General features: G+C 61.7%; 20 protein-coding genes, 1 pseudogene and 1 riboswitch. Of the genes and pseudogenes, 4 read left to right on the top strand and 17 right to left on the bottom strand.

Annotated elements, in window-relative coordinates; genetic code table 11:
• Positions 1-202: 202 nt before the first annotated feature.
• Both AB4N41_RS23640 and AB4N41_RS23635 read right to left on the bottom strand, forming a co-directional pair.
• Positions 203-1,375 (bottom strand): cystathionine gamma-synthase, encoded by a 1,173-nt coding sequence (locus tag AB4N41_RS23640; RefSeq protein ID WP_460138103.1) that lies wholly within the window; start codon positions 1,373-1,375, stop codon positions 203-205.
• Positions 1,372-2,748, bottom strand: coding sequence for a pyridoxal-phosphate dependent enzyme (locus AB4N41_RS23635; protein WP_460138101.1), 1,377 nt, complete (start codon positions 2,746-2,748; stop codon positions 1,372-1,374). Before AB4N41_RS23635 ends, AB4N41_RS23640 begins: the two co-directional genes overlap by 4 nt.
• 364 nt (positions 2,749-3,112) lie before the next feature.
• On the opposite strand from AB4N41_RS23635, the gene metE reads away from it, so the two are divergent.
• Complete coding sequence (gene metE, locus AB4N41_RS23630; RefSeq protein WP_460138099.1) at positions 3,113-5,401, top strand: 5-methyltetrahydropteroyltriglutamate--homocysteine S-methyltransferase; 2,289 nt, start codon at positions 3,113-3,115, stop codon at positions 5,399-5,401.
• 209 nt (positions 5,402-5,610) lie between these two features.
• On the opposite strand, the pseudogene AB4N41_RS23625 reads toward metE, so the two are convergent.
• The 3 genes and pseudogenes from AB4N41_RS23625 to AB4N41_RS23615 form a co-directional block, all read right to left on the bottom strand.
• A pseudogene (locus AB4N41_RS23625) lies at positions 5,611-6,279 on the bottom strand (ABC transporter ATP-binding protein); the annotation flags it as partial.
• Positions 6,280-6,371: 92 nt separating this feature from the next.
• The gene (locus AB4N41_RS23620) at positions 6,372-7,388 is read right to left on the bottom strand and encodes a FecCD family ABC transporter permease (protein ID WP_041480056.1); all 1,017 of its coding nucleotides are present in this window, start codon (positions 7,386-7,388) and stop codon (positions 6,372-6,374) included.
• Positions 7,385-8,398, bottom strand: a complete 1,014-nt coding sequence (locus AB4N41_RS23615; protein WP_460138098.1) for an ABC transporter substrate-binding protein — start codon at positions 8,396-8,398, stop codon at positions 7,385-7,387. The genes AB4N41_RS23620 and AB4N41_RS23615 overlap by 4 nt, the downstream gene beginning before the upstream one ends.
• Positions 8,399-8,538: 140 nt before the next feature.
• Positions 8,539-8,730, bottom strand: a riboswitch (cobalamin riboswitch).
• Positions 8,731-8,939: 209 nt separating this feature from the next.
• Between AB4N41_RS23615 and AB4N41_RS23610 the strand changes: the two genes are divergently transcribed.
• Positions 8,940-9,167, top strand: a complete 228-nt coding sequence (locus AB4N41_RS23610) for a ParD-like family protein (RefSeq protein WP_007918027.1) — start codon at positions 8,940-8,942, stop codon at positions 9,165-9,167.
• Entirely contained in the window at positions 9,164-9,955 is a 792-nt protein-coding gene (gene map / locus AB4N41_RS23605; RefSeq protein WP_460138097.1) for a type I methionyl aminopeptidase, read from the top strand. The genes AB4N41_RS23610 and map overlap by 4 nt, the downstream gene beginning before the upstream one ends.
• Before the next feature lie 203 nt (positions 9,956-10,158).
• Here map and AB4N41_RS23600 read toward each other — a convergent pair whose 3' ends face one another.
• The 5 genes from AB4N41_RS23600 to ribBA form a co-directional block, all read right to left on the bottom strand.
• Positions 10,159-11,313 (bottom strand): ABC transporter ATP-binding protein, encoded by a 1,155-nt coding sequence (locus AB4N41_RS23600; RefSeq protein ID WP_016775021.1) that lies wholly within the window; start codon positions 11,311-11,313, stop codon positions 10,159-10,161.
• Between the two features lie 17 nt (positions 11,314-11,330).
• Positions 11,331-12,140 (bottom strand): ABC transporter permease, encoded by an 810-nt coding sequence (locus AB4N41_RS23595; protein ID WP_007918021.1) that lies wholly within the window; start codon positions 12,138-12,140, stop codon positions 11,331-11,333.
• A gap of 6 nt (positions 12,141-12,146) precedes the next feature.
• Positions 12,147-13,055, bottom strand: a complete 909-nt coding sequence (locus tag AB4N41_RS23590) for an ABC transporter permease (RefSeq protein ID WP_064363445.1) — start codon at positions 13,053-13,055, stop codon at positions 12,147-12,149.
• Complete coding sequence (locus tag AB4N41_RS23585) at positions 13,052-14,077, bottom strand: ABC transporter substrate-binding protein (RefSeq protein ID WP_016775018.1); 1,026 nt, start codon at positions 14,075-14,077, stop codon at positions 13,052-13,054. Before AB4N41_RS23585 ends, AB4N41_RS23590 begins: the two co-directional genes overlap by 4 nt.
• Positions 14,078-14,434: 357 nt before the next feature.
• On the bottom strand, positions 14,435-15,544 hold the full coding sequence (gene ribBA / locus AB4N41_RS23580; RefSeq protein ID WP_016775017.1) for a bifunctional 3,4-dihydroxy-2-butanone-4-phosphate synthase/GTP cyclohydrolase II: 1,110 nt from the start codon (positions 15,542-15,544) through the stop codon (positions 14,435-14,437).
• A 68-nt stretch (positions 15,545-15,612) separates the two neighbouring features.
• On the opposite strand from ribBA, the gene AB4N41_RS23575 reads away from it, so the two are divergent.
• Positions 15,613-15,909, top strand: coding sequence for a DUF1330 domain-containing protein (locus AB4N41_RS23575; RefSeq protein WP_236169613.1), 297 nt, complete (start codon positions 15,613-15,615; stop codon positions 15,907-15,909).
• A gap of 123 nt (positions 15,910-16,032) precedes the next feature.
• Here the strand turns inward: AB4N41_RS23575 and AB4N41_RS23570 are convergent, their stop codons facing one another.
• From AB4N41_RS23570 to AB4N41_RS23540, 7 genes are all read right to left on the bottom strand, one after another.
• Positions 16,033-16,596, bottom strand: a complete 564-nt coding sequence (locus AB4N41_RS23570) for an NUDIX hydrolase (protein WP_150635080.1) — start codon at positions 16,594-16,596, stop codon at positions 16,033-16,035.
• A 1-nt stretch (position 16,597) separates the two neighbouring features.
• The gene (locus AB4N41_RS23565) at positions 16,598-17,362 is read right to left on the bottom strand and encodes a GntR family transcriptional regulator (protein WP_016775014.1); all 765 of its coding nucleotides are present in this window, start codon (positions 17,360-17,362) and stop codon (positions 16,598-16,600) included.
• Between the two features lie 57 nt (positions 17,363-17,419).
• A complete protein-coding gene (locus AB4N41_RS23560; RefSeq protein ID WP_027613073.1) occupies positions 17,420-17,809 on the bottom strand; it encodes a carboxymuconolactone decarboxylase family protein in 390 nt (129 codons plus the stop codon).
• Between the two features lie 130 nt (positions 17,810-17,939).
• Positions 17,940-18,425, bottom strand: a complete 486-nt coding sequence (locus AB4N41_RS23555; protein WP_071172702.1) for a flavin reductase family protein — start codon at positions 18,423-18,425, stop codon at positions 17,940-17,942.
• A gap of 12 nt (positions 18,426-18,437) precedes the next feature.
• Positions 18,438-19,919 (bottom strand): aldehyde dehydrogenase, encoded by a 1,482-nt coding sequence (locus AB4N41_RS23550; protein ID WP_042606772.1) that lies wholly within the window; start codon positions 19,917-19,919, stop codon positions 18,438-18,440.
• Positions 19,916-20,749 (bottom strand): alpha/beta fold hydrolase, encoded by an 834-nt coding sequence (locus AB4N41_RS23545; RefSeq protein ID WP_130927338.1) that lies wholly within the window; start codon positions 20,747-20,749, stop codon positions 19,916-19,918. Before AB4N41_RS23545 ends, AB4N41_RS23550 begins: the two co-directional genes overlap by 4 nt.
• A gap of 32 nt (positions 20,750-20,781) precedes the next feature.
• Positions 20,782-21,372 carry an amino acid synthesis family protein gene (locus AB4N41_RS23540; RefSeq protein ID WP_007968626.1) on the bottom strand — a complete coding sequence of 197 codons (591 nt, stop codon included), beginning with the start codon at positions 21,370-21,372 and terminating at the stop codon, positions 20,782-20,784.
• Between the last annotated feature and the right edge of the window lie 259 nt (positions 21,373-21,631).

Here is a 21,631-nt window from a genome sequence, read left to right as displayed (position 1 = left end):
CATACAGACGCCACGACTCACTGGCTTGGGTTCTACCTGGTTGGCGAAAGGCACGGGCACACCGAACGGCGTGCGGGTGTCGAGATAATTTTGATCGAGCCGATTGAGTATAGGATCGGCCTCGGGAACTGCCACGGCAGAAAGATCGACGGACAAAAAAAGACGAAGCCCGCATTGCGCGGGCTTCTTTGGGTGGAGCTGTTTACATTCTTGCCAGTGCCTGAGCCAGATCGGCGCGCAGGTCTTCAACGTCTTCAACTCCGACCGACAACCGCACCAAGCCATCGCCAATACCAAGCTTGGCGCGCGTCTCCGGTGGAATCGTCGCGTGGGTCATGATCGCCGGATGCTCGATCAAGCTTTCCACGCCACCGAGGCTTTCGGCCAACGCAAAGATCTTCACGTTTTCCAGAAAGCGCCGCGCACCGGCCAGGTCGCTGTTCAGATCAACAGAAATCATCCCGCCAAAACCGCGCATTTGCCGCTTGGCCAGTTCGTGCTGCGGGTGCGAGGTCAGGCCCGGATAGTAGACGCGTTTGACCTGCGGTTGCTGTTCCAGCCACTGCGCCAGATCCAGGGCGTTGCTGCAATGACGTTCCATGCGCAGCGCCAAAGTCTTCACCCCGCGCAGGGTGAGGAATGCATCGAACGGCCCGGAAATCGCCCCGACGGCGTTTTGCAGGAAACCGAGTTTTTCCGCCAGCTCGTCGTTCTGTCCGACCACGGCAATGCCGCCGATCACGTCGGAGTGGCCGTTGAGGTATTTGGTGGTCGAGTGCAGGACGATGTCGAAGCCCAGCTCCAGTGGGCGCTGGATGTACGGGCTGGCAAAAGTGTTGTCGGCGACGCAGATGATCCCCCGCGCGCGGCAGATGCGCGCAATGGCGGCCAGATCCGACAGGCTCAGCAGCGGGTTGGTAGGGGTTTCGACCATGACCATGCGCGTGTCGTCCTGCAGCGAGGCTTCGAACGCCGACAGATCGGTCAGGTCGACGAAGCTGAAACGGTGCCCGGCACTGCGCTGACGGACCTTGTCAAACAGGCGGAAGGTGCCGCCGTACAAGTCATTGCCGGAAACGATGTGCGAGCCTGCGTCGAGCAGTTCCAACACCGTGGAGATCGCCGCCAGCCCCGAGGCGAAGGCGAACGCGCGGGTGCCGCCTTCGAGGTCGGCGACGCAGCGCTCCAGCGCGAAGCGCGTCGGGTTGTGCGAGCGGCCGTAGTCGAACCCCTTGTGCACGCCGGGGCTGTCTTGCAGGTAGGTGGAGTTGGCATAGATCGGCGGCATCAGCGCGCCGGTGGTCGGGTCAGGCTCTTGCCCGGCGTGGATCACCCGGGTGGCAAAGCCTTTGGATTTATCGTCGTGCTGACTCATGCAAGGGATCTCCGTAATTGGTTGAGCATGTCGGTGCGGGTGATCAGGCCGTGGAAGCCGGAGGCGTCGGCGATGATCGCGACGAGGCCACGGCTGAGCACCGCTTCCAGCTCGGCCAGGGTCGCAGCCGGGGCGAGGGTTTGCAGTTTGTCGGTCATCACGCTGGACACCGACTGGCTGAAGCGCGCGGCGTCTTCGTGGACGCCGAGGAGGATGTCGGACTCGTCGATCACGCCCACCAGTCGCTTGCCTTCGACCAGCACCGGCAATTGCGAAACGTCCGCCAGACGCATGCGCTGGAAGGCCGTGAGCAGGGTGTCGTCAGGGCCGACGCTGATCACCCGGCCGTCCTCGAAACGCCGTGCGATCAAGTCGCGTAAGTCGCCGTAGCCCTTGCGTTGCAACAGGCCCTGATCGGTCATCCACTGGTCGTTGTAGACCTTCGACAGGTAGCGCGTGCCGGTGTCGCAGACAAAGCTGACCACGCGTTTCGGCTCGGTCTGTTCGCGGCAATAACGCAGCGCGGCAGCGAACAGGGTGCCGGTCGATGAGCCGCCGAGAATGCCCTCGGCCTTGAGCAACTGGCGTGCATGATCGAAGCTTTCCGCGTCGCTGATCGAGTAGGCGTGACGCACGCTGGAGAGGTCGGTGATCGACGGAATGAAGTCTTCGCCGATGCCCTCGACTGCCCACGAACCGGGCGTCGGCAAGGTGCCGTCGCGGCTGTATTGCGCCATCACCGAGCCGACCGGATCGGCCAGGACCATTTCCAGATCCGGTTGCACGCGCTTGAAGAAGCGACTCAGCCCGGTCAGCGTGCCGGCCGAACCGACGCCGACGACAATGGCGTCCAGATCATGTTCGGTCTGCGCCCAGATTTCTGGCGCGGTGCTGCATTCATGGGCCAGCGGGTTGGCGGGATTGTTGAACTGGTCGGCGAAAAACGCCCCGGGGATGTCCTTGGCCAAACGGGCGGCGACGTCCTGGTAATACTCGGGATGGCCCTTGCCGACGTCAGAACGAGTGATGTGCACTTCGGCGCCCATGGCCTTCAAGTGCAGGACCTTCTCGGTGGACATCTTGTCCGGTACCACCAGCACTACGCGATAGCCTTTGGCGCGACCGACCAGCGCCAGACCCAGACCGGTATTGCCGGCAGTGGCCTCGACAATCGTCCCGCCCGGTTGCAGGCGGCCGTCACGTTCGGCAGCGTCGATCATCGCCAGACCGATACGGTCCTTGATCGAGCCGCCAGGGTTCTGCGATTCGAGTTTGAGAAACAGCGTGCACGGTCCGGTATCGAAGCGGGTGACCTGCACCAGCGGAGTATTGCCTATCAGCCCAAGCACGGCAGGGCGTGATTCCTTTGACATTTCTTCACCTCTTTATGGTGTTGATCGCGTTCCAATCGCGGGGAAAAGACTCGCGTGCAACTTAGGCGCAGACATCCCCTCTCGCAACCTCTAATCCTTGGAAAATCCAGCCATTTGGATCTAACGATAGAACGAAAACTTGCATGTTGCCCTGACGTGTTCTGATCGTTCCCACGTTCCGCGTGGGAATGCAGCCTTGGACGCTCTGCGTCCCTACGGCCAGAAGATCGCAGCCTTCGGCAGCTCCTACGGGGCGCCTGTGCATGAGTAGAACTTGTGATGATCTAGAATTTATTGAGTTTGTTTCATCAAGACCGGTTCCCGACAATACCCGCCATCGAATAAGCATCTGGAGTTGTTTGTCATGGCACTGGCCCATTCCCTTGGATTTCCGCGCATCGGTCGCGATCGCGAACTGAAGAAAGCGCAAGAGGCGTTCTGGAAAGGAGAACTGCACGAGGCGGGCCTGCGTGACGTCGGGCGTGAGCTGCGCAAGGTCCATTGGGACTTGCAGAAAAACGCCGGCATCGACTTGCTGCCGGTTGGCGATTTCGCCTGGTACGACCAGGTGCTGACCCACTCGCTGATGTTCGGCGTGATCCCCGAGCGTTTCCGTCCGCACGACGGCAAAGCCACGCTGCAGACCCTGTTCAGCATGGCCCGAGGCGTCAGCAATACTTGCTGCGGCGAAGGCCATGCTCAGGAAATGACCAAGTGGTTCGATACCAACTATCACTACCTGGTACCGGAATTCAGTGTCGACCAGCACTTCCAGTTGGGTTGGGAGCAGTTGTTTGAGGAAACCGAAGAGGCCCGCGCGCTGGGGCACAACGTCAAACCGGTGATCATCGGTCCGCTGACCTATCTGTGGCTGGGTAAAACCAAAGGCGCCGATTTCGACAAGCTCGATTTGCTTGATCGCCTGCTGCCGCTGTACGGCCAGATCTTCGCGCGGCTGGCGGCATTGGGTGTGGAGTGGGTGCAGATCGACGAGCCGATTCTGGTGCTCGATTTGCCGCAGGACTGGAAGAATGCCTTCGAGCGCGCCTACAACCAGATCCAGCGCGATCCGCTGAAAAAACTGCTCGCCACGTACTTCGGTGGCCTGGAAGAAAACCTCGGTCTGGCGGCGAACCTGCCTGTCGATGGCTTGCACATCGATCTGGTGCGCGCGCCGGATCAGTACCCGACCATTCTGGATCGTCTGCCGGCTTATAAGGTGCTGTCGTTGGGTGTGGTCAACGGTCGGAGCGTCTGGCGCTGCGATCTGCAAAACGCGCTGGCGACGCTGCGCCATGCTCATGAGCGTCTGGGTGATCGATTGTGGGTAGCACCGTCCTGTTCATTGCTGCACAGCCCGGTTGATCTGGGCCGCGAAGACCAGCTCGATGCCGAACTGAAAAGCTGGCTGGCGTTCGCCGTGCAGAAGTGCGAAGAGGTCGCCGTGCTCGCTCAAGCGGTCAGCGAGCCGGAAGCGCCGAAGGTACTGCGTGCCCTCGCGCAAAGCCGTTCGGTGCAGACCAGCCGCGCTGCCTCGCCGCGTATTCACAAACCGGCGGTGCAAGCGCGGGTCGCGGCGATCACTGCCAAGGATGCGCAACGCCAATCGCCGTTTGCCCAGCGTATTGCCAAACAGCGCGGCAAGCTCGACCTGCCGTTATTCCCGACCACCACCATTGGCTCGTTTCCGCAAACGGCGGCGATCCGTCTGGCGCGTCAGGCCTACAAGCAAGGCAAGCTCAGCGCGGCCGATTACACCGATGCGATGCACACGGAGATTCGCCACGCGGTGGAAATTCAAGAGCGCCTCGGCCTGGATGTGCTGGTGCACGGTGAGGCCGAGCGCAACGACATGGTCGAATACTTCGCCGAACAGCTCGACGGCTATGCCTTCACCCGCTTTGGCTGGGTGCAGAGCTACGGTTCGCGCTGCGTCAAACCGGCGGTGATTTTCGGTGACCTCAGCCGCCCGCAGGCGATGACGGTCGAGTGGAGCCGCTACGCCCAAGGCCTAACCGACAAGGTCATGAAAGGCATGCTGACCGGCCCGGTGACCATGCTGATGTGGTCGTTCCCGCGCGAAGACGTCAGCCGCGAAGTGCAGGCACGACAACTGGCGCTGGCGATCCGTGACGAGGTGAATGATCTGGAAGCGGCGGGAATCAAAATCGTCCAGATCGACGAAGCGGCGTTCCGTGAAGGCTTGCCGTTACGCCGGGCGCAGTGGCCGGCGTATCTGCACTGGGCGAGCGAAGCGTTCCGCCTGTGCGCCTCCGGCGTGCGCGACGAAACGCAAATCCACACGCACATGTGCTACAGCGAGTTCAACGATGTGATCGAGTCGATCGCGGCGATGGACGCCGATGTCATCACCATCGAAACCTCGCGTTCGGACATGGAACTGCTCGAAGCGTTTGAAGCGTTCGCCTACCCGAACGACGTCGGCCCCGGCGTGTACGACATTCACTCGCCACGGATTCCCGATGTGACGGAAATGGTCGGTTTACTGCGCAAAGCGGCGCAGCGTATTCCGGTGGAGCGGCTGTGGGTCAATCCGGATTGCGGGTTGAAAACCCGAGGCTGGCCAGAGACCGAAGCGGCGCTGGTGCACATGGTCAGCGCCGCGCGGCAACTGCGCAAAGAGTGGGCCTGACCCTTTACCGCCCTGGAATACATAACCCTGTGGGAGCGAGCCTGCTCGCGAAAGCGGTGTGTCAATCGACACCATGTTGGATGACCTGACGCCTTCGCGAGCAGGCTCGCTCCCACAGAACTCGCGTTCTCCCCGTCATTCACGGCAACACACAAATCCTTTGTGGGAGCGAGCCTGCTCGCGAAAGCGGTGTGTCAGCCACCCATGCATCAGGCAAGGAAGCGCAATATCGGCGCACCATCGAACGGGTCTGTCAGATAGTGCGCCCTGACCCCGAAAGTCGTCTGTAACCGCTCCGGCGTCAGCACGTGCAGCGGCTCGCCCAGTGCCACCAGACGCCCGCGCTCCAGCACCCCCAGGCGATCGCACTTGAGCGCCTGATTGAGATCGTGCAGGGCGATCAGCGTAGTCACCGGCAGTGCGCGCACCACTTGCAGAATGCTCAACTGATGCTGGATGTCGAGGTGGTTGGCCGGCTCGTCGAGCAGCAGGATCTGCGGGCGCTGCGCCAGTGCGCGGGCGATGTGCACGCGTTGGCGTTCCCCGCCGGAAAGGCTGCGCCAGAGGCGGGTGCGCAGGTGCACGGCGTCGACGTCGACCAGCGCTTGCTCGACGATGGCGTCATCGGCCGGCGACCATGGTTGCAGCGCCGACAACCACGGCGTCCGCCCCAGCGCCACCGCGTCGAACACGCGAATGCCATCGTCGGTATCGGCCTGTTGCTCAACCACCGCGAGCGTCTGCGCGATAGTGCGCCGCGACATCTTGCCCAGCGTCCGACCGTCGAGCTGCACCTGACCTGCGCTCGGTTCGCGCAGGCCAGCGAGCAGTTTCAGCAGCGTGGATTTACCCGAACCGTTCGGCCCGACAATGCCCAGGGTCTCGCCGCGCTGGACATCGAGGCTGACACCATTGAGCAACTCGGCACCGCGCACCTTGAAGCCCACACCCGCACAACTCAGAACCGTGTTCATCGCGCCGATCTCCGGCCCACCAGAATCAGCGCGAACACTGGCGCGCCGACCAGCGCGGTAATCACGCCGACAGGAATCACCTGACCCTTGATCAGGGTGCGTGACAGCACATCGGCGGCGATCAGAAACACTGCGCCGCCCAACGCACTGGCCGGCAGCAGACGCGCATGGCCGGTGCCGAGCAACAACCGCGCGGCATGGGGAATCACCAGACCGACAAAGCCGATCGAGCCGACAATCGACACCATCACCGCCGTCACCAGCGCGGCGCAGCCAATCAACAGAATTTGCACACGTCGCACTGGAATGCCGAGAGACGCCGCCGAGTCCGCACCAAAGGTGAACGCATCCAGCGCCCGGCGATGCCACAGACAAACAACCAACCCCAACACTGCCACCGGCACCGCCAGCCACACCGACGGCCAGCGCACGCCGCCGAGATTGCCGAGCAGCCAGAACATGATCCCGCGCGCCTGTTCCGAGCTGGCCGAGCGGGTGATCAGAAAAGCGGTGAGGGCGTTGAACAGCTGCGAGCCGGCAATCCCGGCCAGAATGATCTGCCCGGTGCCGCTGGCCGAGCCGCTGACTCGCGCCAACAGGATCACCAGTGCGAAAGCGGTCACCGCGCCGGCAAAAGCACCGACCGACAATGAAATCGCCCCGGCACCGACGCCGAGCAGGGCGACCATCACCGCGCCGGTCGAGGCGCCAGCAGAAATTCCCAGCAGATACGGATCGGCCAACGGATTGCGCAGCAGCGACTGCAGGATTACGCCACAGGTCGCCAGACCGGCGCCGCAGGCCGCCGCGACCAGCGCGCGGGTCAGGCGATAGTTCCAGACAATGCCTTCGTCGATCGGGTCGAGCACATAACCGGCGCCCCACAGCTTGTTGGCCAGCACCTGCAACACCACGCTCGGCTCGATCGAAGTCTCGCCAATGGCCACGCCGCCGATCAGCGCGACCGACAGCGTCAACAGCACCAGCAGCAAACGGATCAGGCGTCTGCTCATGGCGACAGGTCGTAGCCGTTGATCGCGCTGGCCAGTTGTGCGAGGCCGTCGAAGGTGCGCAGGCTGGCCTGCATGGCCATGGCGTCAAGGATGATGATGCGGTTGTGCTTGACCGCGTCCATGTTGCGCGTCACCGGATCACTGCGCAGGAAGGCGAGTTTCTTCTGATAGTCGTCCGCCGGGAAACGTCGACGATCCATGCGCGCGATCACCAGAAACGTCGGGTTGGCCTTGGCGATGGTTTCCCAGCCGACCGTTGGCCATTCTTCATCCGACTCGACGACGTTGCGCACGCCGAGGGTGCTGAGCATGAAATCGGGAACGCCTTTGTGCCCGGCCACGAAAGGCTCGATGTCCATCTCGGCGCTGGAGAACCACACCAGAGCGCTGACGTCTTTGCGCTGCTGGTTTTTCGCGGTGGCGATCGATTGCGCGAGGCTGGCTTTGAGCTGCTCATTGAGCTGTTCGCCACGCGCCTGCACGTCGAAAATCGCCGCCAGTTGGCTCACGCTTTTGTAGATGCTGTCGATGCGAAACGGCGCCAGCCGCGTGCCGTCCGAACCGACGAGGTTGTCCTTGGCTTCGCAATCGGAGGGCAGCAGATAGGTCGGAATCTTCAGTTCATGAAACTGCTCGCGGGTGCCGACCGCGCCTTGCGGGCCGACCATCCATTCCAGCTCGACGGCAACCAGCTCCGGGCGTTTGGCGATCACCGCTTCGAAACTCGGCTCGTTGTCGGCGAGGCGCTCGATCCTGTCGTTCTGTGCTTTGTATGTGCCCAGCACATCGTTGAACCACAGCGAAGTGCCGACGACTTTGTCGCCCAGACCCAAGGCGTAGAGCATTTCCGTGCCGGCCTGGCCAATGGTCACCGTGCGCGCAGGCGCGTGTTGAAAGGTCAGGCTGCTGCCACAGTTTTCGACGGTCAGCGGATACGCAGTCGGCGCCGCTTGCGCCAGGGGGCAAAGGCTCAGAGCGGTGAGCAGGGTGGCAACGCGGGGCAGCAGCATGGGGCAGTCTCCAGGGGAACCGTACGGGAGCGGGCGGGTACGGTTTGGAAACACACCTCGGGCGCGGTCGTGGAAACTACGCAAGGCCGGCACGGGGAAAATGCGCACGGCACGATGTCCTTCCCGGACACCCCGCCGGTTGGTCAGTCACTGTGCCGGCAGGTCTCCTGACTGATGCGTCATCGCCACGCTCCGGCCTTCCCGGGGTTCACCCAGTGGCAGTCGAGGAGCAGGCTCGGCACCTACAGTTGCGGGGGCAGTTCCGATTGATGCGTGGAGCATCTCGGATTCCCTATTAATTCCGTGTGGAAACCGGCGCGGGCATGGTAGTCGATCAGGCCGCTGATGGGGAGCCGAATCTGCTTTGGTAGGAGCTGCCAAAGGCTGCGATCTTTTGATCTGGTCTTTAACGGGCAAGATCAAAAGATCGCAGCCTTCGGCAGCTCCTACACGGGTGCGTGTTTGCGTGGCGAAGCGTTTGCAATCCGAGGGTAAGCTTGGCTAATATACGTTCCATATACACATCGTATCGGATTCATATATGGGCATCGTAAAAATCTCAGAGGACATGCACGAGAACCTGCGCATCTCCAGCAACGCCCTCAGCCGCTCGATCAACGCGCAGGCCGAGCACTGGATGCGCATCGGCATGCTCGCCGAGCTGCATCCCAACCTCGACCACAGCGCCATTTGCCGCCTGCTGATCCGCGCCGAACAGAATGGTGGGCTGGATCTGCAACAACTGACTCAGGAAGCCGTCAGCGCATGAGAAACCAGATCAAGATCAACACCCCGGCCGACATCGAAAAATCTCGCGCCGCCGGCAAACTCGCCGCTGAAGTGCTGGCAATGCTGGTGCCGCATGTGAAGGCTGGCGTGACCACCGATGAGCTGGATCGACTGTGCAACGATTACATCGTCAACGTGCAGAAGGCGGTGCCAGCCAACGTCGGTTATCACGGCTTTCCGAAAACCGTCTGCGCGTCGGTCAACGATGTGGTGTGCCACGGCATTCCATCGGGTACTCCATTGAAAGACGGCGACATCGTCAACCTCGACATCGCGGTGATCAAGGACGGCTGGTTCGGCGATACCAGTCGCATGTATGTGGTGGGCGAGGCGACTCCCGAAGCGCAGCACCTGATCAAGACCACCTACGAAGCCATGTGCGCGGGCATCCGTGCAGTGAAACCGGGCGCAACACTGGGCGATATCGGCCACGCGATCCAGAGCCTGGCGGAGGCGGAGGGCTTCAGCGTGGTGCGCGAATACTGCGGCCACGGTATCGGCAAGGTCTATCACGACGAACCGCAGATCCTGCATTACGGCTTTCCCAATCAAGGGCTGAAGCTTAAGGCCGGGATGATTTTCACCGTGGAACCGATGCTCAATGCCGGCAAACGCCATGTCAAGAACATGCCGGATGGCTGGACGGTGCTGACCAAGGATGGCTCCTTGTCGGCGCAGTGGGAGCATATGGTCGCGGTGACGGAGAGCGGGTTTGAATTGCTGACGGCTTGGCCGGATGAGATTGAAGGGTACCGGGCCATTGGCTAATACCGTGTCGCCTGCTTGCCCTCACCCTAGCCCTCTCCCAATGGGAGAGGGGACTGACCGAGGTGTTGTTGCGAGATACGCCGACGTGCGATACCGAGTCGAACTTACATTTTGAACAGCATGAAGATCGGCTCCCTTTCCCCCTCGCCCCCCGTGGGGGAGAGGGCTGGGGTGAGGGGGTAGATCCAACTGACTCAGCGCAATCAGTGAGCACCGGCAGCCTTGTTCAAATCGCTCTCGGTCCACTCGGTATAAACACAAGCATCCGCCGTCGCCCAGCGCACCCGTACCGGATCGCCGGCCTTGAGCGGCATGCCCGCTGCCGATAGCGCTTTCACCGTCATCGACGTCCCGCCCGCAGTCACCACGCTGCACGTCTGGCTTTCACCGAGAAACAGCACCTCCACAACGTTCGCCGACACCTCATTCCAGCCCGCTGCCAGCGGCTCATCCAGCGCCTGCTGCGTGCTCAGCGCCAAGGCCTTTTCCGGACGCACCATCAGCAGCACATCCTGATCAGTGTGCAACCCGGACGTCAGCCGAATCGACAACGACTGGCCCTCGAAACTCGCCGCTGCATTGCCTTGCGCCTTGAGCTTGAGGAAGTTCGAATTACCCAGGAACGACGCGACAAATGCATTCGGCGGATTCTGGTAAAGGTCATAACCACTGCCCAGCCCGACAATCTTGCCGTGGCTGAAAATCGCGATGCGTTGCGACAGACGCATGGCTTCTTCCTGGTCGTGGGTCACGTAGACGATGGTGATGCCCAGGCGCCGGTGCAGCTGGCGCAGTTCATCCTGCAAGTCTTCGCGCAGCTTCTTGTCCAGCGCACCGAGCGGTTCGTCCATCAGCAGAATGCGCGGCTCGTAAACCAAGGCGCGAGCGATGGCAACCCGTTGTTGCTGGCCGCCAGACAGTTGCGAAGGGCGGCGATGGGCGAACTGCTCAAGCTGCACCAGCTTCAACATCGCATCGACGCGCTTTTCGCGCTCGGCGGCAGCCAGTTTACGGATCGCCAAAGGGAAGGCGATGTTGTCGCGCACCGACAGATGCGGGAACAGCGAGTAACGCTGAAAAACCATGCCGATGTCGCGCTTGTGCGGCGGCACGTTGACCAGCGACTGGCCGTTGACGAGGATCTCGCCGCTGCTCGGTGTTTCAAAACCGGCGAGCATCGACAGCGTGGTGCTTTTGCCCGAGCCGCTGGAGCCCAGGAACGTGAGGAATTCACCGTCCTTGATGTCCAGCGAGATATTGTCGACGGCAGCGAAATCGCCGTAGTGCTTGTTCAGGTTGCGCAGGCTGACCAGGGGTTTGTCGCTCTGCTGGGATGCGTCTTTGATCACGGCACTCATGTCGTACTCCTGGGCGCTCAGGCGCTGATTTCGTTGCGCCGGCGCAGGGCGGCGGCGATCACCATGACCAACACTGACAGGCCGATCAGCAGCGTCGAAGCGACGGCGATCACCGGGGTCAGGTCCTGGCGCAGGGTGGTCCACATTTTCACGGGAAGGGTTTGCAGAGTCGGGCTTGCCATCATCACGCTGAGCACCACTTCGTCCCACGAAACGAGAAAGGCGAAGAGGGCGCCGGCGACCATGCCCGGACGGATCGCCGGGAACGTCACCTTGAACACCGCTTGCAAGCGCGAGGCACCGCAGATTACCGCCGCGTCTTCAATCGACTGATCGAACAGCTTCAGCGAGTTGATGATCGAGATGATGGTAAATGGCAGCGCGACGATCACATGGCTGACGACGAAGGCGAACATGGTCCCGGTGTAGCCGAGTTTGAGAAACAGCGCATACACCGCCACGGCAATGATCACCAGCGGCACGATCATCGGCAGGGTGAACAGGCCGTAGAGCATCTCGCGGCCGGGGAAGCGTCCGCGCACCAGCGCAAACGCGGTTGGCAAACCGAGGGCCACGGCGCAGATCGTGGTCAGCACGGCAACTTTTAGGCTGGCGGCAGCGGCGTTCATCCAGTCGGGATTGGAGAAGAACTGGCCGTACCATTTCAGCGTCCAGCCCGGCGGAGGGAACACCAGCCACTGCGAGGAGCCGAACGACAGCAGCACGATGAACACGATCGGCAACAGCAGGAACAGACCGATCAGCCCGGTAGTGGCGTAGAGGCCGAAACGCATGCGCCGGCTCATGGCATTGGGGGTCAGGAGCATGTCGGCTTACCTCGCGTTACTGGCGCCAACCGGGGATTCCGGTTGAAGCTTCAGGTAGAAGTAGAACAGCACCAGGGTGATTGCGATCAGCAACGCGGCGCCGGCACTGGCCAGGCCCCAGTTGAGGAACGATTGCACCTGCTGAATGATGAACTCCGGCAGCATCATGTTCTGCGCCCCGCCGAGCAGCGCGGGGGTGACGTAGTAACCGAGCGACATCACGAACACCATCAAACCGCCGGAGGCCAGACCCGGCCGGCACAGCGGCAGGAACACCCGGAAGAAGTTGGTCCACGGACTGGCGCCGCAGATCGAGCCGGCCTGCAGGATCATCGGGTCGATGGCCTGCATGGTTGCCTGCAACGGCAGCACGATGAACGGGATCATGATGTAGCTCATGCCGATCACCACGCCGGTGAGGTTGTGCACCATTTCCAGCGGCTGATCGATGATGCCCATCGCCATCAGCGCCTTGTTGATTACGCCCGAGGCTTGCAGCAACACCAGCCACGAATAGGTGCGGGCGAGCAGGCTGGTCCACATCGACAGCAGCACGATGTTGAGGATCCAGCGCCCCCAGCCGCGCGGCACCAGGGTGATCGCCCAAGCCAGCGGAAAGCCCAAGAGCAGGCTGAACAGCGTCACCAGCCCGGCCACCGAAAAGGTGTTGAGCAGCACTCGCGCATAGGCCGAATTGGCGAACAGTTGTTCGTAGTTGCCGAGACCCGGCACAGGTTCCAGCACACCGCGCAACAGCAGGCCAATCAACGGCGCAAGAAAGAACAGGCCGAGGAACAGCAGCGCCGGGACGAGGTTGCCAGCGCCGCGCCAGCGTTGTTTAAACGCCGAACCGGTAGCGCCAGCGGCGCTCCCGGTGGCAGTGGAAGGACGAGGCGCAGTGGCCGCGATTTTCATTTGACCAGCCATTCGTTCCACCGTGTCGCGATAGCCGGACCGTTCTTGGCCCAGTAAGCGAAATCAAGGGTGATCTGATCCTTGGCGTAAGCCGTCGGCAGGTTGGGGGCCAGCGTCGAATCCAGACGCTCCACACTGTCGAGGTTGACCGGCGCGTAGGCGGTCAGGTTGGAGAAGTCGGCCTGACCTTTGGCGCTGCTGGCATTGGCGAGGAACTTCATCGCCGCATCTTTGTTTTTCGAGCCTTTGGGAATGACCAGAATGTCGGCCATGACCAGGTTCTGCTTCCAGCTCACGCCGACCGGTGCGCCGTCTTCCTGCAGGGCGTGCACCCGACCGTTCCAGAACTGGCCCATGCTCGCTTCGCCGGACGCCAGCAGTTGCTGCGACTGCGCGCCGCCGCCCCACCAGACGATGTCTTTCTTGATGGTGTCGAGTTTCTTGAAGGCGCGATCCAGATCCAGCGGGTAGAGCTTGTCAGCCGCAACGCCGTCGGCCAGCAGCGCCAGTTCGAGCACGCCGGGGCTTGGCCATTTGTACAGGGCGCGCTTGCCCGGGTAGGTCTTGGTGTCGAACAGCGCGCTCCAGTCCTGCGGCTTGTTGGCGCCGAGCTTGCCTTCGTTGTAGCCGAGGACAAAGGAGAAGAAGAATGAACCGACGCCGTGATCGCTGACAAAGCGCGGGTCGATCCTGTCGCGCTGGATCACTTTGAAATCGAGGGGTTCGAGCAGGCCTTCGGCAGCGGCGCGCAGAGCGAAGTCGGCTTCGACATCGACCACGTCCCACTGCACGTTGCCGCTTTCGACCATGGCTTTGAGTTTGCCGTAGTCGGTGGGGCCGTCCTGGACGACGGTGATGCCGCTGGCCTTGCTGAACGGATCGGCCCAGGCCTGTTTCTGCGCATCCTGGGTGCTACCGCCCCAGCTGACAAAATTCACGCTTTCGGCAGCCATTGCAGCCTGGCCGGTAACGCTGAGCAGTCCCGCGAAAAAGATCGCGGTTGCAGCTTTGTTCAACACCATGTTCACGCCCTCATTGTTGTGTTTTTGAGCGGGCCTTGCGTTGTTGCCCGCCTGTCGGGAGCAGTAGCTGGACGCTTTTTCACGTCGTCAGGTCTATGGAATATCATATTATGGTATTCCAAACTTTGTGCAAGCACTTTGCCTTACCGGTTATCTGGCGGATCTGTTTTTCCGGCCTTCATCCAAATGTGTAGCGAATGAAACTGTGGCGAGGGGATTTATCCCCGTTGGGCTGCGGAGCAGCCCTGAAAGCGGGACATGCGATATTTCTGGCGGATCGCGTTGGCAGGAATCGGGGCCGCTTCGCAGCCCGACGGGGATAAATCCCCTCGCCACAGGGGATTATCGATAGCAGGCTTATTCAGTGAAAGGGATGCTCTCAACCACCTCAAGGTCATACCCGGTCAACCCCGCATACTTCAGCGGTGGCCCGAGGTGCCGCAGCTTGCCAACCCCAAGGTTCTGCAGAATCTGCGCCCCAGTCCCGACCTCGGAATAAATCCGCGATTGCGAACGGCTGAACTGCCGTGGCGGCTGGGTCAACTGCGGCACGCGCTCGAGCAATGCCTGCGACGATTCATGATTGGCCAGCACGACCACAACTCCATGACCTTCCGCCGCGACCCGTTGCAACGCTGCCCACAGCGTCCAGTTCGTCGGCCCGCTGTACTCGGCGCCGACCAGGTCGCGCAGCGGATCGATCACATGCACGCGCACCAGCGTCGGTTCTTCACGGCGCAGATCGCCCATGACCATCGCCATGTGCACACCGCCTTCGATGCGATCCTCGAAGGTGATCAAACGGAACGTGCCATGCACCGTCGGCAGCTCACGTTCGCCGATGCGTTCAATGGTGTGCTCGGTGCTCAGGCGGTAGTGGATCAGGTCGGCAATGGTGCCGATCTTGATCCCGTGCTTGCGCGCGAACTGCTCCAGATCCGGGCGGCGGGCCATGGTGCCGTCGTCGTTCATCACTTCGACAATCACCGAGGCGGGGGTGAAACCGGCCAGGCGCGCCAGATCGCAACCGGCTTCGGTGTGCCCGGCGCGGGTCAGCACGCCACCTTCCTTGGCGCGCAACGGGAAGATGTGACCGGGCTGCACCAGGTCTTCGGCACGGGCATTCGGCGCGACGGCGGCGGCCACGGTGCACGCGCGATCTGCTGCGGAAATGCCGGTCGTCACGCCGACCGCCGCTTCGATCGACACGGTAAATGCAGTGCTGAACACACTGCCGTTGGCGGGTACCATTTGCTCCAGGCCCAGACGCTGACAATGTTCGTCGGTCAGGGTCAGGCAGATCAGCCCGCGTGCCTCGCGGGCCATGAAGCTGATAGCCTCCGGTGTGCAGCGATCGGCAGCCAGCAGCAGGTCGCCTTCGTTCTCGCGGTCTTCGTCATCGACCAGCAGGACCATTTTGCCGAGGCGATAATCTTCGATGATTTCTTCGATGCTGTTGAAGGCCATGCTGGACTCTCAGGGTTCGTTGGAAATATATTGGTATACCATAATACAAAATCAACAAAGAGGTCACTATGAAGGCGTACTGGATTGCACATGTGGATATAGCCGATGCCGAGCACTACAGCCAATACACCCAGCGCACCCCGCAGGCGATTGCCGCATTCGGCGGCAAGTTTCTCGCCAGAGGCGGGCGCAGCGAAGCGCTGGAAGGCCGGCAGACGCCGCAGCGCACAGTGATCATCGAGTTCGACAGCTACGAACAGGCCGTGGCGTGCTATCGCTCGGCGGCGTATCAGGAGGCGAAAAGTTACCGCGAAGAATGGGCGAGGGCGGAGATCATCATCGTAGAAGGCATCGCCCCGAACTGAGCCACACCACCAAACTATGTGGGAGCGAGCCTGCTCGCGAATGCGTTCGATCATTCAACATTTGTATCGACTGACACGACGCCTTCGCGAGCAGGCTCGCTCCCACAGGGGTATAGGTGGTGATCAGCGCATGAAATGGATCTTGCCGCTGTCATCATTGCCCATGTAAATCCCGTAAACCCCAGCCTGGCGCTCTTCGATATAGCGCTCGAGAATCTGCCGGATCGCCGGGTAATAGATCTGCTCCCAAGGAATGTCTTCAGGGGCGAAGAACTTGTAATCCATGGTCTCCGGTCCGTACTGCCCGGTGATCTCCAGGGCGATGGCGCGGAAGATGATGTACACCTCGCTGATCTTCGGCACGCTGAAGATCGAATACGGCGAGACGATTTCCGCGCGCACGCCGCTTTCTTCCCAGACTTCGCGCAGCGCCGCCTGCTCGGTGGTTTCACCGCTTTCCATGAAACCGGCCGGCAGCGTCCAGGTGCCCGGGCGCGGGGGGATCGCCCGTTGGCACAGGAGGTATTTGCCGTCCTGCTCAATGATGCAGCCGGCAATGATCTTCGGATTGACGTAGTGGATATAACCGCAGCCGCGGCACATCAGGCGCTCGTGCGTATCGCCCGGCGGCGTCTGCTGACCGAGGTCAGGGCCACCGCATTTCGGACAAAAGCTCGGGCTGAACATGTCATTGACCTATGCGGGGTTCTTTCAGCGCGATCGGCAGGGTGATCGCCGGGGTGCCTTTGACGGCGACGCCGGTTTCTTCCTGTTTGCGCTTGAGGTAATCGAGGGCCACGGCGGCGGCCGCGCGGACGTGATCCACACAGGCCTGATGCGCCGCCAGCGGATCGCCGCTCTTGATCGCCTCGACCATTTTTTCCATCTCGTGATTACTCGCGCCGCGTCGGTTTTCTTGGGAGACCGAGGTCGCGCGCAGATAGCTGATGCGCGCCTGCAACTGACGCAATTGCGTGGCGGCGACATGGTTGCCCGAGCCTTCGAGCAGCACGTCGTAGAAGCCCTGCACCGAGTCGATCACCTGTTGCAGCTCGCCGTCCTTCAACGCCTTGCGGTTGTCATCGAGGGCTTTTTCCAGGGCCTTGATGTCCTTGGCTTTGGCACGCAGGGTGAACAACTGCACGATCAAGCCTTCGAGCACGCAACGCAATTCGTAGATATCGACGGCGTCGTCGAGGGTGATGATGGCTACGCGCGGGCCTTTGGCGTCGGCGAATTCGACGAGACCTTCGGATTCAAGGTGACGCAAGGCTTCGCGCACCGAAGTGCGGCTGACGCCGAGGCGATCACAGAGGTCGCGTTCGACCAGGCGATCGCCTGGCATGAGCTGGAAATTCATGATCGCGCTACGCAGTTTGTCCAGCACGATTTCGCGCAGGGTAACGGGGTTGCGATTGACCTTGAAGCTGTCGTCGAGTGGCTGGCGTTTCATGGGGTCCGCTCTTGAGCTTGGCTGTCCATGCCAGACGGGCATCAAAACAGCCGAGGGTTAACTGGAGGCCTCGGCGTCGGCTTCGGCAAAGGCTTCACGGGCCAGCCGGAAACTGTCCACGGCCGCCGGAACGCCGCAATAAATGCCGACCTGAAGCAGAATTTCGCGTATTTGCTCACGACTCAGGCCGTTACGCAAGGCGCCACGCACATGCAGCTTGAGTTCATGCGGGCGGTTGAGCGCGGAGATCATCGCCAGGTTGATCATGCTGCGTTCCTTGAGCGACAGACCCTCACGCCCCCAGACATGTCCCCAGCAGTATTCGGTGACCATTTCCTGCAGCGGACGGGTGAAATCGTCGGCGTTGTCTATCGAGCGCTGCACGTAGGCTTCGCCCAATACCTGGGTGCGGATTTTCAGACCTTTTTCATACTTCTCGTTACTCATTTCTTTCGCCTCACCTCAATCCTGTGGGAGCTGGCTTGCCAGCGATAGCGGTAGTTCAGTCAGCATTGATGTTGAATGTTCCGTCGCCATCGCTGGCAAGCCAGCTCCCACAGGGTTTTGCATTGTCGCTTCAGGCCAGAGTCGGCAACGGGCCGAGCTTGCCTTTGTGATAAATCATCGGCGTCACCGGTTGCTCGGGCAGGATCAGGTTCTTCACTGCGCCGACAATGATCGCGTGATCGCCGCCGTCGTATTCACGCCACAACTCGCACTCGATGATCGCCGTGGCCTTGGCCAGAATCGGGTTGCCCAAATCGCTCAAGTGCCACTCGATGCCCTTGGCCTTTTCCTTGCCCTTGCCGGCGAACGCGTAGGCTTCGGCGGTCTGCTCGGCGGAGAGCAAATGGATGGCGAATTTCTTGCTGTCGCGCAGTACCGGGTAGGTGTCGGACGCATAGTTAGGGCAGAACAGCACCAGCGCCGGGTCGATCGACAGCGCGCTGAACGCGCTGGCGGTGATACCGACGATGCCGCCGTCCGGGTCGAGGGTGGTGACCACCGTGACGCCGGACGGGAACGAGCTCATGACGTCTTTGTAAATGCCGGGTTCGATCATTTCGCAGGACTCCTAGCGCATCACAAACGGATCAGGCATTGGCGCCTGGGAGAGGTTGATCCACACCGTTTTCAGTTCGGTGTAGGCCAGCACCGAGTCGATGCCGCTTTCGCGTCCATAGCCACTGTTCTTGAAGCCGCCGATCGGCGCCATCGCCGACACTGCGCGGTAAGTGTTGACCCAGATAATCCCCGAGCGCACATCACGCGCCAGACGATGGGCGCGGCCGAGGTCACGGGTCCAGATGCCGGCGGCGAGGCCGAACTGCGAGTCGTTGGCGATCGCCAGTGCTTCGGCTTCGTCTTTGAAACGAATCACCGAAGCCACCGGGCCGAAGACTTCTTCCTGCATGATCTTCATCGAATTGCGGTCGCACTCGAACAGCGTCGGCTCGTAGAACCAGCCTTCGCCGAGATCCGCCGGACGCTTGCCACCGGTGCGCAAACGCGCGCCTTCGGCGATCGCATCGGCGACCAGACCTTCGACCACCGCCAGTTGCTGCGCGGTGGCCATCGGCCCCATTTCACTGTGGTCTTCCTGCGGGTTGCCGATGCGGATGCGCTGGGCGCGCTCGACCAGACGATTGACGAATTCGTCGTAGATTTCGTCCTGCACCAGCAAGCGCGAACCGGACACGCAACTCTGCCCGGACGCTGCGTAGATCCCGGCAATCGCGCCGTTGATCGCGCTGTCGAGATCGGCGTCGGCAAAAATGATGTTCGGCGACTTGCCGCCCAGCTCCAGCGACAGCTTGGCGAAGTTCTCGGCGCTGCTGCGCACCACATGCCGTGCCGTCGCCGCGCCGCCGGTGAAGGCGATCTTGCGGATCAGCGGATGGCGGGTGAGGGCGGCGCCAGTGCTCGGGCCGTAACCGGTGACGACGTTGACCACGCCCGGCGGAATTCCGGCTTCGAGGGCCAGACGCGCCAGCTCGAGAATGGTCGCCGAGGCGTGCTCGGACGGCTTGATCACAATCGTGTTGCCGGCGGCCAGGGCCGGGGCCAGTTTGATCGCCGTCAGGTACAGCGGGCTGTTCCACGGAATGATCGCGGCAACCACACCCATGGCTTCGTGCACGGTGTAGGCAAACAGATCGGGCTTGTCCAGCGGCAGGGTGCCGCCTTCAAGCTTGTCGGCGAGGCCTGCGGTGTAGTGGAAGAACTCCGGCAGATAGCTGACCTGGCCACGGGTTTCGCGGATCAGCTTGCCGTTGTCGCGGCTTTCAAGCTGCGCCAGGTGTTCCTTGTTTTCTGCGATCAGATCACCGAGGCGGCGCAGCAGTTTGCCGCGCGCAGTGGCGGTCAGACCGCGCCACGCCGGGCTGTCAAAAGCAGTTTGCGCTGCTTGCACGGCGCGTTCGACGTCCGCTTCATCGGCGTCGGGCAGTTCCGCCCAGGCTTGCGCGGAGGCCGGGTTGAGGCTTTCGAAGGTCTTGCCGGAGAGGGCGTCGACCCAGTCTCCGCCGATGCACATCTGGAAGCGTGCGAGTGTCATGCAACGATCCCCTTTATATGGTTTTGTCGGGAGTGTGCGAATTGGAGAAATTCCAGCAGCATCTGGTTGACCAGACGCGGCGACTCTACCGGCATCATATGCCGTTGCTCGGGCAGCACGGCAACCTTCGCAGCGGGGATGCGTCGGGCCAGTTGCTCGGCCATTTCCGGGGTCGAACCGGGGTCGAGTTCGCCAGTGGCGATCAGTGTCGGCGCCTGAATGCTGCTCAGGTCGTCGGCGCGGTACATGTCCTGGGTGGCGAACAATTCGTAGGTGGTCAGGTAACCCTGCGGATCGTTGTTGGCCAAGGTCTGGCGCAACGCGGCGATCTGCGCCGGGTTGGCCGCCTGATATTCACGGCTGAACCAGCGTGACAGGGCGGCTTCGGCGTTGGCGTCCGGGCCATGCTCGGCAGCCTGCGCAGTGCGTGCGATGACACCGGCACGCTGTTCTTCGCTGCGGTTGAACACGCTGTTCAGCACCACCAGGCTTTGCAGGCGCTCCGGGTAGTGCAGGGCGAAGGCCCGCGCGACCAGACCGCCCATGGAGAAACCGATCACCGCTGCCTGGGGCAGATTCAGGTGATCGAGCAGCTCGAGCAACTGATCGGCGTAACCGAGCAGGTCGGTGCCGCTGGCCGGGCGCGGACTGGCGCCGTGGCCGAGCATGTCGTAGGCGATCACCTGGTACTGGCTGGCGAGGCCGACAATCTGCCCGCCCCACATTTCTTTGTTCAGGCCCACGCCGTGGATCAAGACCACGGGCTGGCCTTGGCCGGTCGCCAGGTAACTGGTGCCAGCCGGGGTGAGTTCAGCGGTGAGCCGAATCATGGAGCGCTCCTGCAATGCCTTTCTTGTTGTGATTACTGGGCTTTTTCGGCGGCCAGTTCTTCCAGATCGATGTAGCGGTTGCCGATACGCGGGTGCAGGCGGCCACCGTCGGCGCAACCCAGCACGACGACGATTTCGTCGGCACGCGGCGCGTCTTCGATCTGCATTTCCAGGGTGATGTAGTGCGAGCGCAGGCCTTCGTCGTCCTTGTGCATCATCGGGATCTGAATCGACGTGCCCGGACCGCCGCGCTTGTTGGTGAAGCTCAGGTAGCTCTTGGCTTTCACCGCTTCGCGATAGTGGTTGCCGAAGCGCAGGGTGTGGATCACGGCGGAGGCGTGTTCGATCTCGCCGTCAGCGCCGACCACGGCGGCTTTGCCGTAAGCCTCGATCTTCTCGGCGCCACCAATGATGCCGACCAGACGCTCGACCATCATTGCGCCGAGGTCGGAGCAGTTGGCGCGGATCTGCGGCTTGAGGTCTTCGACAAAACCATTGCCCACCCACGGGTTCTTCATCACCACGGCGAGGCCGACCATGGTCACCGGCTTGTCAGTAGCCTTGCCGCCTTCAATGAAGGTTTCTTCGACATAGCTGACGATCTTGCGAATTTCGAAACTCATGAGCTGCTCCGTTTGGGGATTGAGAGTGTCTGTGCGTCTGATGGTATACCATAATACCGATCCTGCAAGTCCCCTCCGCAACAATTGCGTCATCCATCCTACGAATGGCTGCGCATTCACCCTTTGTCGCAAAACCAACCATCACTACAAACCCTGTGGGAGCGAGCCTGCTCGCGAAAGCGGTAGGTCAGCCAATAAACAGGGTGACTGATACACCGCATTCGCGAGCAGGCTCGCTCCCACAGGGAAAATGATGGGT

Source organism: Pseudomonas sp. S2_A10, from assembly GCF_054668465.1.
This window is presented reverse-complemented; position numbering and strand designations above follow the sequence as displayed.

What these genes read in the sequence shown, in the direction of transcription:
- AB4N41_RS23640 (WP_460138103.1), bottom strand. Translation starts at nt 1,375, where the DNA reads ATGAGTCAGCACGACGATAAATCCAAAGGCTTTGCCACCCGGGTGATC.
- AB4N41_RS23635 (WP_460138101.1), bottom strand. Translation starts at nt 2,748, where the DNA reads ATGTCAAAGGAATCACGCCCTGCCGTGCTTGGGCTGATAGGCAATACT.
- metE (WP_460138099.1), top strand. Translation starts at nt 3,113, where the DNA reads ATGGCACTGGCCCATTCCCTTGGATTTCCGCGCATCGGTCGCGATCGC.
- AB4N41_RS23620 (WP_041480056.1), bottom strand. Translation starts at nt 7,388, where the DNA reads ATGAGCAGACGCCTGATCCGTTTGCTGCTGGTGCTGTTGACGCTGTCG.
- AB4N41_RS23615 (WP_460138098.1), bottom strand. Translation starts at nt 8,398, where the DNA reads ATGCTGCTGCCCCGCGTTGCCACCCTGCTCACCGCTCTGAGCCTTTGC.
- AB4N41_RS23610 (WP_007918027.1), top strand. Translation starts at nt 8,940, where the DNA reads ATGGGCATCGTAAAAATCTCAGAGGACATGCACGAGAACCTGCGCATC.
- map (WP_460138097.1), top strand. Translation starts at nt 9,164, where the DNA reads ATGAGAAACCAGATCAAGATCAACACCCCGGCCGACATCGAAAAATCT.
- AB4N41_RS23600 (WP_016775021.1), bottom strand. Translation starts at nt 11,313, where the DNA reads ATGAGTGCCGTGATCAAAGACGCATCCCAGCAGAGCGACAAACCCCTG.
- AB4N41_RS23595 (WP_007918021.1), bottom strand. Translation starts at nt 12,140, where the DNA reads ATGCTCCTGACCCCCAATGCCATGAGCCGGCGCATGCGTTTCGGCCTC.
- AB4N41_RS23590 (WP_064363445.1), bottom strand. Translation starts at nt 13,055, where the DNA reads ATGAAAATCGCGGCCACTGCGCCTCGTCCTTCCACTGCCACCGGGAGC.
- AB4N41_RS23585 (WP_016775018.1), bottom strand. Translation starts at nt 14,077, where the DNA reads ATGGTGTTGAACAAAGCTGCAACCGCGATCTTTTTCGCGGGACTGCTC.
- ribBA (WP_016775017.1), bottom strand. Translation starts at nt 15,544, where the DNA reads ATGGCCTTCAACAGCATCGAAGAAATCATCGAAGATTATCGCCTCGGC.
- AB4N41_RS23575 (WP_236169613.1), top strand. Translation starts at nt 15,613, where the DNA reads ATGAAGGCGTACTGGATTGCACATGTGGATATAGCCGATGCCGAGCAC.
- AB4N41_RS23570 (WP_150635080.1), bottom strand. Translation starts at nt 16,596, where the DNA reads ATGTTCAGCCCGAGCTTTTGTCCGAAATGCGGTGGCCCTGACCTCGGT.
- AB4N41_RS23565 (WP_016775014.1), bottom strand. Translation starts at nt 17,362, where the DNA reads ATGAAACGCCAGCCACTCGACGACAGCTTCAAGGTCAATCGCAACCCC.
- AB4N41_RS23560 (WP_027613073.1), bottom strand. Translation starts at nt 17,809, where the DNA reads ATGAGTAACGAGAAGTATGAAAAAGGTCTGAAAATCCGCACCCAGGTA.
- AB4N41_RS23555 (WP_071172702.1), bottom strand. Translation starts at nt 18,425, where the DNA reads ATGATCGAACCCGGCATTTACAAAGACGTCATGAGCTCGTTCCCGTCC.
- AB4N41_RS23550 (WP_042606772.1), bottom strand. Translation starts at nt 19,919, where the DNA reads ATGACACTCGCACGCTTCCAGATGTGCATCGGCGGAGACTGGGTCGAC.
- AB4N41_RS23545 (WP_130927338.1), bottom strand. Translation starts at nt 20,749, where the DNA reads ATGATTCGGCTCACCGCTGAACTCACCCCGGCTGGCACCAGTTACCTG.
- AB4N41_RS23540 (WP_007968626.1), bottom strand. Translation starts at nt 21,372, where the DNA reads ATGAGTTTCGAAATTCGCAAGATCGTCAGCTATGTCGAAGAAACCTTC.